The sequence below is a fragment of the Streptomyces sp. Tue6028 genome, assembly GCF_002300165.1.
In the GTDB taxonomy this organism is placed as follows: Bacteria; Actinomycetota; Actinomycetes; order Streptomycetales; family Streptomycetaceae; genus Streptomyces; species Streptomyces siamensis.
Genome location: NZ_MLCE01000030.1, coordinates 1 through 12,984, shown reverse-complemented (window position 1 = coordinate 12,984; position 12,984 = coordinate 1). Strand labels below are relative to the sequence as shown.

The following is a 12,984-nucleotide window of genomic DNA, read 5'->3' as shown; positions in this document are numbered from 1 at the left end:
GGCGGATCAGCCCGCGGCCTTCTTCACGAACTCGGTGGTGTACGTCTTGCTCAGGTCCACATCGGCGTTCTTGATGTTGGGGTTGAACGCCTTGAGGACCTTCTCGACGGTCTCGGGACCGTTCTCGGGCATCACGCCGTCCTTGGTGAACATCGGCAGCGTGCTCTGGATCGCGCCCGCGTACAGCGTCTTGTTGCCCTGCGAGTAGTCGGCGGGCATCTTGTCGGCGATGTCCGCGGCACTGTGCGTGGACATCCACTTGAGGGTCTTCACGAAGGCGTTGGCCAGCTTCTGGACCGTGTCCTTGTGGCTGTTCACCCAGTCCGTCTGCATGTACAGACTGGACGAGGGGTACGGCCCGCCGAGCGCCTCCTCGGAACCCTTCGGCGTCCGCATGTCGACGAGCACCTTGCCGAGGTTCTTCTCCATGACCGTGGCGACGGTGGGGTCGGTCGTCATGCCGCCGTCGATGGCGCCCTTCTGGAGGGCGGAGATGAACGTGGGGCCGGCGCCGACAGCGACGGGCGTGAACTCGCTGACCTGCACGCCGTTCTTGACCGCGAGGTACTTGGTGAGGAAGTCCGTCGAGGAGCCCAGACCGGTGATGCCGAGCTTCCTGCCCTTGAAGTCCTTGGGCGAAGTGATGTCGTCCTTGCGCTTGTTGGAGACGATCTCCACCTCGCCGGGCGCGTGCGAGAACTGCACGACGGACTCCACAGACTTGCCCTTGGTCTGCAGGTCGAGGGTGTGGTCGTAGAAGCCGACGGCCCCCTGCACCTGACCGGAGACGAGGGCGGTCTCGGCCTGAACACCGGCGGGCTCGCTCAGGAGTTGGACATCCAAACCCTCCTCCTTGAAGTAGCCGAGCCGCTGCGTGAGCATCGCCGGCAGGTAGATGACCTTGTCCAGTCCACCGACCATGATCTTGACGTGCTCACCGCCGCCACCTCCGTTGTCGCCGGAGTCGGCCGTCGTGCTTGCCGCGTCGTTGGCGCAGGCGGTGAGCGAGGTGAGAGCGAGCAGACCGGCGGCTGCCAGGGCGGAGTATCTGGCGGTCTTGCGCATGATGGTTCACGTCCTTGTGAGAGAAGAGCGGGTGCGGTGCGCGGGTGCGACGGGTTCAGCGGTCGGAGTCCGACGGCTTCCACCGGAAGATGCGGCGCTCGGCGAAGGTGAGCAGTCCCTCGGCCAGCAGGGCGACAACGGCGAGGATGACCATCGCCGCATAGACACCGGCGGCGTTGAAGGTGCCCTGCGACTGCGCGACGAGCAGGCCGATGCCCTTGGTCGCGCCGATGTACTCGCCGACGATCGCGCCGATGAGCGCGAAACCGAAACTGACGTGCAGGCTGGTGAAGATCCACGAGGTGGCGGACGGGATGACCACCTGGAGCGTCACCCTGCGGTCGCTGGCCCCGAGAATGCGGGCGTTGGCCACCAGGTTGCGGTCGACCTCCCGCGCACCCTGGAAGGCGTTGAAGAAGACCGGGAAGAAGACGAGGACCACGGCCGACGCCACCTTGGAGGCCGGCCCGAGTCCGAACCAGATCACGAATATGGGTGCGAGGACGATCCTGGGTATGGAGTTGAGCACCTTGATGTAGGGCCCCAGGACGTCGGCGAGGAACGTGATCCGGCCCAGCGCGATACCGAAGACGACACCGGCGACCACACCGATGATCCAGCCGAGCAACGCCTCGTGGAGCGTGAACCAGATCTGTTCGCCGAGCGAGCCGAGCGCCGTGCCGTGGGTCGTCCACGTGTAGATCTGGTCCCAGATCTTCGACGGCATCGAGAAGTTGAACGGATCGATGACCTTGGCCCGGGAGAGCCCCTCCCACAGGCCGAGCACGGCGACCAGGAGCAGCGCGCGGGCGGCGGTCACGACGATCTTGCGACGGCGAGCGGCCCGCGCGCGGGAATGCGTACGGTCCTGCTTGACGGGCTCGGCGTCCCTCGGGGCGACGACCGTCTCGGGAAGGGTGTCAGGCGACATGGGCCGCGCCCCTCTCCCGGGTGATGCGGACCTCTTCGCCCAGCGACTCCCAGATCTCGCGGTAGATCTCGATGAACCGCGGCTCCAGACGCACCGACTCCACCTTGCGCGGGCGCGGCAGGTCGATGTCGAAGACGTGCTTCACGGTCGCGGGGCCCGCGGTCATGACGACGACCTTGTCCGCGAGCGCGATGGACTCCTCCAGGTCGTGGGTGACGAAGACGACCGAGGCGCCGGTGCCCTCCCAGAGTTCCAGCAGTTCGTCCGACATGAGCGCCCTGGTCTGCACGTCGAGCGCCGAGAAGGGCTCGTCCATCAGCAGGATCTCGGGGTCGTTGACGAAGGTGGCGGCAAGGGCGACGCGCTTGCGCTGACCGCCGGAGAGCTGGTGGGGATAGCGGTCCTCGAAGGCCGCGAGCCCGACTCGGGCCAGCCACTCGCGGGCCCGCTGCTTCGCCTCCGCCTTGGGCACGCCCCGGAAGCGGGGGCCGGCCATCACGTTCGACAGGACCGTGCGCCAGGGGAAGGTGGCGTCCTGCTGGAAGACGAAACCGACCTTGTCGCCGACGCCCGCGACGGGCTCCCCGGCGACCAGGACCTCGCCCTCGGTGGGCTCTTCGAGCCCGCTGACCAGGGTCAGCGTGGTGGACTTCCCGCAGCCGGTGGGGCCCACGACGGCGACGAACTCACCCCGGCCGATCGTGAGGTCCAGCTCCCTGACCGCCGTGTGCAAACCCCCCGACGGCGTCTTGAAGATCTTGCTCGCGCCCCGCAGCTCGATGGCGGGGCTGATGTCTGTGCTCATGGCCCGGGACCGTAGGTGTGGCGGGGGCCACAGCATCAGTCTTCTGGGCGCAAGGCCTTCTTCTGCTTGCAAGAGTCTGTTGTGCTCATTTTGCTCGCGCTACAACAGCGGAGCCGAAACACGGGCTTAACGCCCGCCAGGCCTTGAGGGAAAGAGGCCCGATGATTGACGTCCTGGTCGTGGACGACGACTTCCGCGTCGCCGAGATCAACGCGAAGTACGTGGGGAAGGTTCCCGGTTTCCGGGTGACCGCCCGCGCGCACAGTGCTGCCCAGGCGCTGGCCGCGGTCGAACGCGCCCCCGTCGACCTGGTGCTGCTGGACCACTACCTGCCCGACCAGACGGGCCTGGAACTGGTCCACCGGATGCGCGAACGCGGCCATGGCACCGACGTCATCATGATCACCGCGGCCAGCGACGTGGTGACCGTGCAGGCCGCGATGCGTCTCGGCGCCCTGCACTATCTCGTCAAGCCGTTCACGTTCGCCGCCCTGCGCGCCCGTCTCGACTCGTACGCCGCCCTGCGCCGCACCGTGGACCGGGTGGGCGGTCACGGTGTGGCGGGCCAGGAGCAGGTCGACCGGATCTTCGGCGCCCTGCGCACCACGCCCGTGCCGTCGTCACCGGGGCTGCCCAGCGGTCACTCCGAGCCGACCACCGACCTCATCTGCGACGTGCTGCACCGTGCGGACCATCCTCTGTCGGCTCACGAGGTGGCCGCCGAGACCGGCCTCAGCCGCTCCACGGCACAGCGCTATCTGCGCCACCTCGAACAGGCCGGGCGCCTCAGCCTGTCGCTCAAGTACGGCGACACGGGCAGGCCGGAGCACCGGTACGCGTGGGTGGCGCCCTAGATCCCGCACGCGCGGGCCGGACCGCCCGGCTGCCGGGACTGCCGGACACGCCCGGCAGAGGGCTGGCGGACACGCCCGGCCGGCGGATGAGACGTGCGAGTGCGTCGGTCGACGAGACGGGCGCATGCGTCGGCCGGAGCGTCGCACGGACGCACCGGCCGAAGGGGTACGTGAACGCACCGGCCGAAGGGGTACGTGAACGCACCGGCCGACGGGGGCAGGCGGACTCACCGCCGAAGGGGCACGCGGACGCACTGGCCGGCCCCGGCAGCAGCCGCCCTCGCCCCGAGGAACCGACAGGTGCCGTCCCTGTTCGACGATCGGCGGGTACGCCTCCGCCGGCCCTCAGACGGCCCCGGCGCCGGTGAGTGCCCGCACCTCGGTCTCCGCGTGCTTGGCCTCGTCCGGTTCCTCCGCCGACGTGACCGTGCCGAGCCAGCCCGCGAGGAAGCCCAAGGGGATCGACACCAGGCCCGGGTTCTGCAGCGGGAAGTACTGGAAGTCCACGCCCGGGAACAGCGATTCGGGGCTCCCCGAGACCACCGGCGAGAGCACGACGAGCACCAGCGCGGGCACCAGGCCGCCGTATACGGCCCAGACCGCGCCGCGCGTGGTGAACGACCGCCAGAACAGCGAGTACAGCAGCACCGGCAGGTTCGCGGACGCCGCGACCGCGAAGGCGAGACCCACCAGGAAGGCCACATTGAGGTCGCGGGCGAGCAGCCCCAGCGCGATCGCCACCACGCCGACGCCGACGGCAGCCGCCCGCGCCACGGCCACCTCGCTGCGCGGCTTCGCGTGCCGACGCCGCAAGGACGTGTACAGGTCGTGGGCCACGGACGCCGAGGAGGCGAGGGTGATGCCGGCGACGACCGCCAGGATGGTCGCGAAGGCGATGGCGGCGACCACCGCGAAAAGGACCGTTCCACCCGTCGAGTCGGCGCCGCCGCCCAGGTCGAGCGCCAGGAGCGGGACCGCTGTGTTCCCCGCCGCGTTGGACGCGCGCACTGTCTCCGGACCTACGATCGCCGCGGCCCCGAAGCCCAGCACGATCGTCATCAGGTAGAAGCCACCGATGAGCCCGATCGACCAGACCACCGAACGCCGCGCCGCCCGGGCCGTCGGCACGGTGTAGAACCGGGCCAGGATGTGCGGCAACCCGGCCGTGCCGAGGACCAGCGCGAGCCCCAGGCTGATGAAGTCGAAGCGCGCGGTCCAGTCGCCGCCGTACTTCAGTCCGGGCGCGAGGAACGCCATGCCGTGCCCGCTGCGGTCCGCCGCCGAACGCAGCAGCTCATTGACATTCCCGTGGAACCGCACCAGGACGAGCACCGTCAGCGCGACGGCTCCCCCGAGCAACAGCACGGCCTTGACGATCTGAATCCATGTGGTGGCCCGCATGCCGCCCAGCGACACATAGATCACCATGAGCGCGCCGACGCCGATCACCGTCCAGTTCCGCGCGGCGTCGCTCGTGCCTCCCAGCAGCAGCGCGACCAGGCTGCCCGCTCCCACCATCTGCGCCACGAGGTAGAGCACGGACACGGTCACCGAGGACGTTCCCGCCGCGATCCGTACCGGCCGCTCGCTCATCCGGGCCGCGACGACGTCGGCGAGCGTGAAACGCCCGCAGTTGCGCACCAACTCGGCGACCAGGAACAGCACGACGAGCCAGGCGACGAAGAACCCCACGACGTACAGCAGGCCGTCATAGCCGTAGAGCGAGATCAGCCCCGTGACACCCAGGAAGGATGCCGCCGACATGTAATCACCTGAAATGGCAAAACCATTCTCCATCGGCGAGAACAACCGCCCGCCGGCGTAGAACTCCTCCTCCGAACCGTGCCGGTTGCGGCTCACCCACGTCGTGATCGCCAGCGTCACCGCCACGAACGCGCTGAACAGCAGCAGCGCCAGCGTCTGATGGTTGCCGGTCACCGCTCACCGCCTCTGACGTGCCGTGTCAGTTCCTGTGTGTCCCAGCGGAGATCCAGCGCTGCCCGGTCCCGGCGCAGCCGCGCGTGGCGCGCGTACGCCCATGCGAGCAGGAACGTCGTGAGGAACTGTCCGAGTCCCGCGAGCAACGCCACGTTCACCGCTCCGGCGACGGGCCGCGCCATGAACCCCGGCGCTGTCGTCGCCGTCACCACATAGCCCACGTACCAGGGGAAGAAGACGGCGACGGCCGGGATCACGAACCGCCGGTACCGGCTGCGCACTTCCTGGAACGCAGCGCTGCGCTGCACCTCCAGATAGACGTCGGCCGCTCCGCCCGCCCGCGGTTCGTGCTGCGCGCGCGCCGCCGGCACCGCGGGTGCGGGCGCTCCCGTGCCGTCCAACTCACCCCAGCCGGAGGCGAGCGCGTCGTACCAGGGGTCGTCGAACCGGACCTCTCCGGTATCGCCGCCGTCGTGCTTCTCCACCGATCTCTCCTTGTCCGCGGGCCGATGTCGCCGCGTGCTCAAGGATGGGCAGATCGGGAAGATCCCGGACTCTTCTCTCCGTGCTCTTCACCCCATCAGGTGACTCAGTCCACCGGTGGCCGGACGAGTCCCTTCCCGAAGGCGTAACGCACCGCCTGAGCACGGTCCTTCAGCCCCGTCTTCGCGAACAGGTTGTTGATGTGGGTCTTCACGGTGGCCGTGGAGACATGCAGCTTGCGGGCGATCTCCTGGTTGGTGAGCCCCTCGGCGATCAGCAGCAGCACCTCGGTCTCGCGCGCGGTCAGCCCGTCCGGCCCCTCCGTCGGCGGCAACGGCTCCGCTGCCGGCTCCGACAGCCGCTCCAGGAGCCGCCGTTGAATGCTCGGCGAGAGCCCCGCGTCCCCCGAGAGCACGCTCTCCACCGCCCGTACGATCTCGTCCCCGCCCGCGTCCTTGGTGAGATAGCCGCGCGCTCCCGCTCTCAACGCGGGAAACAGTGACTCGTCGTCTGCGTACGTCGTGAGGATGACCACCTGTGTGCCCGGGTACTCGGTCCGGATGCGGCGAGTGGCCTCCACGCCGTCGCAGCGGGGCATGCGCAGGTCCATCAACACGACGTCCGGAGCCAGTTCGGCGACCAGCGCCACGGCTTCGTCCCCGTCGCCCGCCGCTCCGACGACCTCGACCCCGGGCAACAGGCCCAGCAGCATCACAATGCCCTCGCGCACGACCGTCTGGTCGTCCGCCACCACGACCCGCGCCGGCTTCCTGCCCGTCTCCTCCGTCTCCGTCATACGGGCACCCTCAGCGTCACCACGAATCCCTCCTCCTCCGGCCCGGCCTCCAACGAGCCGCCCAGCAACTCGGCACGCTCCCGCATGCCCAGCAGACCGTACCCGGCTCCCGAGCCGCTGAGATCGCCCGCCGGGCCGCCCGAATCCCGTACGTCCAGCGTCACTTCGCTCTCGCCGTAGTCAAGATGCATGTGCACCTTGGCTCCCCGGGCGTGCTTGCGCACGTTCGTCAGGGCCTCCTGCGCGACCCTGCGCACGGCCTGCGAGGTCTCGGCGGACAACGGCTGCCGTTCGCCCGTCACGGTGACGTCCGCTCCGTCCGCCGTGGCGACGAGTTCGCTCAGGAAGTCCTCCAGGGGGGACATCTCACCTCGCAGAGCGGAGAGCGCCTGCCTGGTCTCCGCGAGCCCTTCCCGGGCCATCCCCCGCGCCGCCACGACCCGTTCGAGGATCGCGTCCCGGTCAGCGCCCCGCTCGATCAGCAGGCGGGCCGCTTCCAGATGCACGAGTTGCGCCGACAGACTGTGGGCCAGCACGTCGTGGATCTCCCGCGCGATCCTCGTCCGCTCGGCCAGTGCCGCCGACTCCGCCTCGGCCGCACGCGCCGCGCGCTCCTGCGCCAGCAGTCGCTGTGCGCTCCCTCGTGCCTCCGCGTCCAGGCGCAGCACATACCCGGCGAGGGCGAGTCCCGCCGTGGTGGCCGCGGTGGTCAGCCACACGTCGTCGTTGACCGCGGCATACGCACTCAGCGCCACGGAGGTGACGGGCAGTGCCGCGGCGAGGGGCAGCCGCTCGATGGCACTGACGGCGCACCCGCACCACAGCACGAGGGCCGGCACTCGGAAGCCCACACCATGCCCCACCGTCGCGATCGCCAGCAGCAGGGTCAGCAGCCCCAGGGAGGGCAACAGGCGGTGTTCGAGCGTGGTCCGCCAGAAGGCCCACAGCAGGAACACGCTCACCATGATCCCTGCGATGCCCGCGGCGATCCCCCATCCGCTCAGGCCCGCCTTCGTGAAGGTCGTCGCGATGAGGACGCCCAGGGCGACGATCCTCGAGACCCATCCGAGCACGCGCCTCGGCTTGGACACCCCGACCTGCAGGAGCGCCTCGCGGGACGGCCACCGAGTCCAAGCGTTCTCGCTCACACGCGCTCCTTCCACGAGGCGGGCACGCCGTCACCGTACGCCGGGGTCTGCGCCTGCGTCGGGGGCAGGAGCTGAGTCCGCCAGGCCAGGAACCCGGCGCGGACCAGCAGAGTCGCGGCGAGGCCCAGCAGCAGCGCCGAGGACTCCTGATGCACGCCGAACAGCACGCCCGTCCCGAAGAGGCCGGCACGCAAAGCGATGCCCCCGATCCAGACGGCCACGCTGGCCTTGGTGCTCCGGCTCCACACCGAGCCGTCCGGCTCCGTCCATATGCGCGTCGTCCACGCCCAGCCGGCACCGGTCGCCAGGGCCACCAACAGCTCCGCGCCCAGCAGCACGATCGCCCCCGCTCGATGGTGCGGGTCGATCAGCCCGGGATTGCGCAGCGCCATGACCGCGAGGACGACGGGCACGATCCACCAGCGCTTGTCGTCGCTGATCCTGCGGGTGCGGAACTGGCGGCCGATCACCAGTGCGGCAACGGCGCAGATCAACAGAGCATCGACAAGCCCGGACATCACGGCCTCCGTGGGCGAGGGGAGCGACAGCGGGTGCTGTCGACGCCTTCGACGCTACGGAAATCTGCAGGTCAGCAGATCGGAGCCGGGGTGGATCCCGGGTGGATCTCCCACCACCCCTTACCTCCACCCACGGGTGGAGCCCCCATCACGGCCCCGCGACAAACGCCCCTCGCCCCTACCCAGCCCAAACCCCTGAGGGCTCCGCCCTCAGACCCCCATTCGGCCTGAACGGCCACGTCCTCAATCGCCGGACGGGCTGAAAGGTGGCTCTCTGCCCTCAGGCCGGACGGGAAGGGAGCTACGTCGGACGGGACGGGAGTTGCCGCCGGACGCGCCAGCGGCCGGACCCCGGCCCCACCCACACCCGCAGTCGCCCTCTCACAGAAGGGGCCGTGCCGGTGCATCAAATGCCCGTTGCGGACGGCAACGCGAACCCACCGCACTGACTCGCCGGACCACACAAGGGCTGCAACGGGCGGATCACCGGCACGGACCCGACCCACCCACCGGACCGGAGGCGGGGCCCACCCACCGGCGGAACGCGCACGGCCCCGACCCACCCACCGGACAAACGGCGCCCCACCCACCGGACACACGGCGAAACGGCCCGGCAGACAGCCCCGACCCGCCCCGCCCCACTACGCGTCGATCCGCGACCGATCCAACGTCGCCGCCGAGCTCGCGATGAACTCCTTGCGCGGCGCCACATCGTTCCCCATCAACAGGTCGAACACCTGCTCGGACGCTTCGAGGTCGGAGATGTTGATGCGGCGCAGGGTCCGGTGGCGCGGATCCATCGTCGTCTCGGCCAGCTGGTCGGCGTCCATCTCGCCGAGACCCTTGTAGCGCTGGATCGAGTCCTTGTACCGCACGTTCTTGCGCTGGAGCTCCAGCAGCGTCTCCCGCAGCTCCCGGTCCGAGTACGTGTACAGGTACTTGTCCTGGCCCTTCTTGGGCTGGCTGAGCTCGATCCGGTGCAACGGCGGCACCGCCGCGAACACGCGCCCCGCCTCGACCATGGGCCGCATGTACCGCTGGAACAGCGTCAGCAGCAGAATCCGGATGTGCGCCCCGTCGACATCGGCGTCGACGAGCAGAATGATCTTCCCGTACCGCGCCGCGTCGATGTCGAAGGTCCGGCCCGACCCCGCCCCTATGACCTGGATGATCGCGCCGCACTCGGCGTTCTTCAGCATGTCCGTCACGGACGCCTTCTGAACGTTGAGGATCTTGCCGCGAATCGGCAGCAGCGCCTGGAACTCGGAGTTCCGCGCGAGCTTGGCGGTGCCGAGCGCGGAGTCGCCCTCGACGATGAACAGCTCACTGCGGTCCACGTCGTCGCTGCGGCAGTCGGCGAGCTTGGCGGGCAGCGACGACGACTCCAGAGCCGTCTTGCGGCGCTGCGCGTCCTTGTGCTGGCGGGCGGCGATCCGCGTACGGGCGGCTGCGACGGCCTTCTCGAGGACGACCCGGGCCTGCGCGGCGGCATCCCTTTTCGTGGAGGTCAGGAACGCCTTCAGTTCCTTGCTGACGACGTTCGTCACGATCCGGCGGGCCGCGGAGGTGCCGAGGACCTCCTTGGTCTGCCCTTCGAACTGCGGCTCGGCGAGACGCACGGTGACGACCGCGGTGAGCCCCTCCAGGGCGTCGTCCTTGACGATGTCGTCCTCGGCGACGCGCAGCAGCTTCTTGGCCCGCAGCACCTCGTTGACGGTCTTCATGACGGCCTGCTCGAAGCCGGCCACGTGCGTGCCGCCCTTGGGGGTGGCGATGATGTTCACGAACGACTTCAGAGTCGTGTCGTACCCCGTGCCCCAGCGCAGCGCGACGTCGACGCCGAGCTCGCGCGTGACCTCGGTGGGCGTCATCTGGCCGTGCTCGTCGAGGACCGGGACGGTCTCCTTGAACGTGCCCTGGCCCGAGAAGCGGAGGACGTCGCAGACCGGCTTGTCGGTGGCGAGGTACTCGCAGAATTCGCTGATGCCGCCGTCGAAGCGGAACGACTCCTCACCCTTGCTGCCGCCCTCGCCGAGCCCGTACTCGTCACGGACGACGATGGTGAGGCCCGGCACCAGGAAGGCGGTCTGACGGGCGCGCTGGTGCAGGTTCTCGAGGGAGAGCTTGGCGTCCTTCAGGAAGATCTGCCGGTCGGCCCAGTAGCGCACGCGCGTGCCGGTGCGGGTCTTGGGGATGCGCTTGAGCTTGCGCAGCCCGCCCGTCGCGTCGAAGGCGGCTTCGGGCCCGTCCGCCTTGAACGTCCCGGGGGTACCCCGCCGGAAGCTCACCGCGTGGGTGTTGCCACCGCGGTCGACCTCGACGTCGAGGCGGGCGGAGAGCGCGTTCACCACGGAGGCGCCCACGCCGTGGAGGCCGCCGGAGGCCGCGTAGGAGCCGCCGCCGAACTTGCCGCCGGCGTGCAGCTTGGTCATGACGACCTCGACACCGGAGAGGCCGGTCTTGGGCTCCACGTCGACAGGGATGCCGCGGCCGTTGTCCCGCACCTCGACGGAGCCGTCGTCGTGCAGGACGACGTCGATGTGGTCGCAGTAGCCTCCGAGGGCTTCGTCGACGGAGTTGTCGATGATCTCCCAGAGGCAGTGCATCAGACCGCGACTGTCGGTCGATCCGATGTACATGCCCGGACGCTTGCGTACCGCTTCGAGCCCCTCAAGGACGAGCAGGTGCCGCGCGGTGTAGTTGGAACCGTCCCGGTCTGCTCCGGTCAGCAGGGCTGTGGACGGCACGGACGTCTCGGCGGTCACGCGGTTCGCTCCTCGCTGAATTTCAGATGGGACCCATTTGGGTAAGGCCCCGGCTTCGGTCGCCGCTCAGAGGGTACCGAGGCCTGGTAGAGCCGATGTAACGCCACCCTCGCATGAACTCAGACTAGTCCAGAGTCGCATGCGTGTTCGATCCCTCGATTGAGTGAAGTACATATCACGTTCCCTTCCAGGCATGAACCATTTAGGCTCCGGGCACGTCCTCATGAACAACCGGCAACCCAGCCGGGAGGGCAGACCACCTAACAAACTGCGCGAACCCGTACGACACGAAGACTTGCGATACGGCTCATTCGCCGCCACCCGGCAGCAGACAGCCGCCCCGGAGAGAAATTTTCGAGGAAAAGCCACGAGCGGGAACGTTTTCGGCCTGGTTGGATGTTGACCCTGGTACGACAGCTCGTCGAGCTAGAGAAGAGGCGACGTGACTACTGTTCTGACCCCCGCGAGCCCACTGACGGCCGCTGACCGCTGCGACCGTTGCGGCGCCCAGGCATATCTGCGCGTCGTCCTCCTGAGCGGCGGAGAACTGCTCTTCTGCGCCCACCACGGTCGCAAGTTCGAGCCGGAACTCAAGAAGATCGCCGCCGAGATACAGGACGAGACGGAGCGGCTCACGACCGTTCCAAGCGCCAACGAAGAAGAGCGCTGACACTTCGCGTCGACGACGAGTGAGTGCCGGCACAGGCCGGACGCCGGGCGGCCACCCCCTGGACACAGGGAGTGGCCGCCCGAACTCGTAGCGCGCCGTCCGCGGCGCTCAGCGGCGCTTGGCGAGCACCCGGGCGACGTCCGCGACCCGCGTGTAGACGCCAGGGTTGCCAGGCTGCCCACAGCCGCTTCCCCAGGACACCAGGCCGATCAGCTTCCCCTGGGCGACCAGCGGCCCTCCGCTGTCCCCCTGGCAGGCGTCGTGGCCGCCTGCGGCCTCTCCGGCGCACAGCATCGACGCCGACCGGTACGTGCCTTCCTCGCCACCGGGGTAGGCCGCCTCACAGGCGCTGTCGGGGAGCACCTGCACCCCTGCGGCCCTCAGGCTGTGCGGATAGGTCCCGAAGCCCGTCGTGTCCCCCCAGCCGTAGACCTCCGCGTCCGTACCCGGCTGGTAGGCGGAGTCCCCGGACGGAGCCATGGGGATGACCGAACTCTCGGGAAGCGGTGAGGTCAGTGTCACCACGCCGTAGTCCCCCGCGTTCGTATAGCTGTCGTAGTCCGGATTGACCCAGACGTCACGTACAGCGATCTCCTTGCCGCTGTCCGACAGCAGGTCGCCGCGACCCGCGATGACCTTCAGATCGGTCACCTGCCGAGGCGGGGTCCCCAACACGTCCGCACCGAGGCAATGGGCCGCGGTCAGGACCTTGGACGGACTGATCACCACTCCCCCGCAGAACTGTCCCGCCCGCGTACCCCCGAACCGGTCACGGCTGGCCAGCGCCACCGTCCACGGACTCTTCGAGATCTCGACGGGATACCCGCCTATGACGACGCTGTCGGCAGCGGCGGGGACGGGGGAAGCCAGCGGTATCACGGCCGCGGCGGCCACAAGGGCCAGCGCTGAGGCAAAAGGACGGCGCATGCGCACTCCTCACTCTGGGATGGTCATGGGAAACCCAGAGTGATCCAGCAGCCGGAAGCACGCACTCCGCACAGACGCCGAGGG

12 protein-coding genes are annotated in these 12,984 nt (G+C 69.1%); 2 read left to right on the top strand and 10 right to left on the bottom strand.

From position 1 onward, the window contains the following. Positions 1 to 6: 6 nt before the first annotated feature. From BKI49_RS28380 to BKI49_RS28370, 3 genes are read right to left on the bottom strand one after another with little or no spacing between them, the layout of a single operon-like run. Positions 7 to 1,065, bottom strand: a complete 1,059-nt coding sequence (locus BKI49_RS28380) for an ABC transporter substrate-binding protein (RefSeq protein ID WP_095937114.1) — start codon at positions 1,063 to 1,065, stop codon at positions 7 to 9. A 55-nt stretch (positions 1,066 to 1,120) separates the two neighbouring features. Beyond that, positions 1,121 to 1,996, bottom strand: a complete 876-nt coding sequence (locus BKI49_RS28375; RefSeq protein ID WP_095937113.1) for an ABC transporter permease — start codon at positions 1,994 to 1,996, stop codon at positions 1,121 to 1,123. Further along, positions 1,986 to 2,801: an ABC transporter ATP-binding protein gene (locus BKI49_RS28370; RefSeq protein ID WP_095937112.1), complete on the bottom strand. Its 816-nt coding sequence runs from the start codon at positions 2,799 to 2,801 to the stop codon at positions 1,986 to 1,988. Before BKI49_RS28370 ends, BKI49_RS28375 begins: the two co-directional genes overlap by 11 nt. A gap of 161 nt (positions 2,802 to 2,962) precedes the next feature. On the opposite strand from BKI49_RS28370, the gene BKI49_RS28365 reads away from it, so the two are divergent. Next, positions 2,963 to 3,655 carry a response regulator gene (locus BKI49_RS28365; protein WP_095937111.1) on the top strand — a complete coding sequence of 231 codons (693 nt, stop codon included), beginning with the start codon at positions 2,963 to 2,965 and terminating at the stop codon, positions 3,653 to 3,655. A 345-nt stretch (positions 3,656 to 4,000) separates the two neighbouring features. Here the strand turns inward: BKI49_RS28365 and BKI49_RS28360 are convergent, their stop codons facing one another. From BKI49_RS28360 to BKI49_RS28335, 6 genes are all read right to left on the bottom strand, one after another. Beyond that, positions 4,001 to 5,593 (bottom strand): solute symporter family protein, encoded by a 1,593-nt coding sequence (locus tag BKI49_RS28360; RefSeq protein WP_095937110.1) that lies wholly within the window; start codon positions 5,591 to 5,593, stop codon positions 4,001 to 4,003. Continuing rightward, positions 5,590 to 6,078: a DUF485 domain-containing protein gene (locus BKI49_RS28355; protein ID WP_257004995.1), complete on the bottom strand. Its 489-nt coding sequence runs from the start codon at positions 6,076 to 6,078 to the stop codon at positions 5,590 to 5,592. The genes BKI49_RS28360 and BKI49_RS28355 overlap by 4 nt, the downstream gene beginning before the upstream one ends. A gap of 104 nt (positions 6,079 to 6,182) precedes the next feature. Then, positions 6,183 to 6,872: a response regulator transcription factor gene (locus BKI49_RS28350; RefSeq protein ID WP_095937108.1), complete on the bottom strand. Its 690-nt coding sequence runs from the start codon at positions 6,870 to 6,872 to the stop codon at positions 6,183 to 6,185. Continuing rightward, entirely contained in the window at positions 6,869 to 8,020 is a 1,152-nt protein-coding gene (locus BKI49_RS28345; protein ID WP_095937107.1) for a sensor histidine kinase, read from the bottom strand. Before BKI49_RS28345 ends, BKI49_RS28350 begins: the two co-directional genes overlap by 4 nt. Then, positions 8,017 to 8,538 (bottom strand): DUF1453 domain-containing protein, encoded by a 522-nt coding sequence (locus tag BKI49_RS28340; protein WP_095937106.1) that lies wholly within the window; start codon positions 8,536 to 8,538, stop codon positions 8,017 to 8,019. Before BKI49_RS28340 ends, BKI49_RS28345 begins: the two co-directional genes overlap by 4 nt. Before the next feature lie 641 nt (positions 8,539 to 9,179). Further along, positions 9,180 to 11,303: a DNA gyrase/topoisomerase IV subunit B gene (locus BKI49_RS28335; protein ID WP_095937105.1), complete on the bottom strand. Its 2,124-nt coding sequence runs from the start codon at positions 11,301 to 11,303 to the stop codon at positions 9,180 to 9,182. Positions 11,304 to 11,745: 442 nt separating this feature from the next. Between BKI49_RS28335 and BKI49_RS28330 the strand changes: the two genes are divergently transcribed. Continuing rightward, complete coding sequence (locus tag BKI49_RS28330; protein WP_095937104.1) at positions 11,746 to 11,973, top strand: DUF7455 domain-containing protein; 228 nt, start codon at positions 11,746 to 11,748, stop codon at positions 11,971 to 11,973. Between the two features lie 108 nt (positions 11,974 to 12,081). Here the strand turns inward: BKI49_RS28330 and BKI49_RS28325 are convergent, their stop codons facing one another. Continuing rightward, positions 12,082 to 12,900 carry a serine protease gene (locus BKI49_RS28325; RefSeq protein WP_095937103.1) on the bottom strand — a complete coding sequence of 273 codons (819 nt, stop codon included), beginning with the start codon at positions 12,898 to 12,900 and terminating at the stop codon, positions 12,082 to 12,084. Positions 12,901 to 12,984 lie beyond the last annotated feature (84 nt).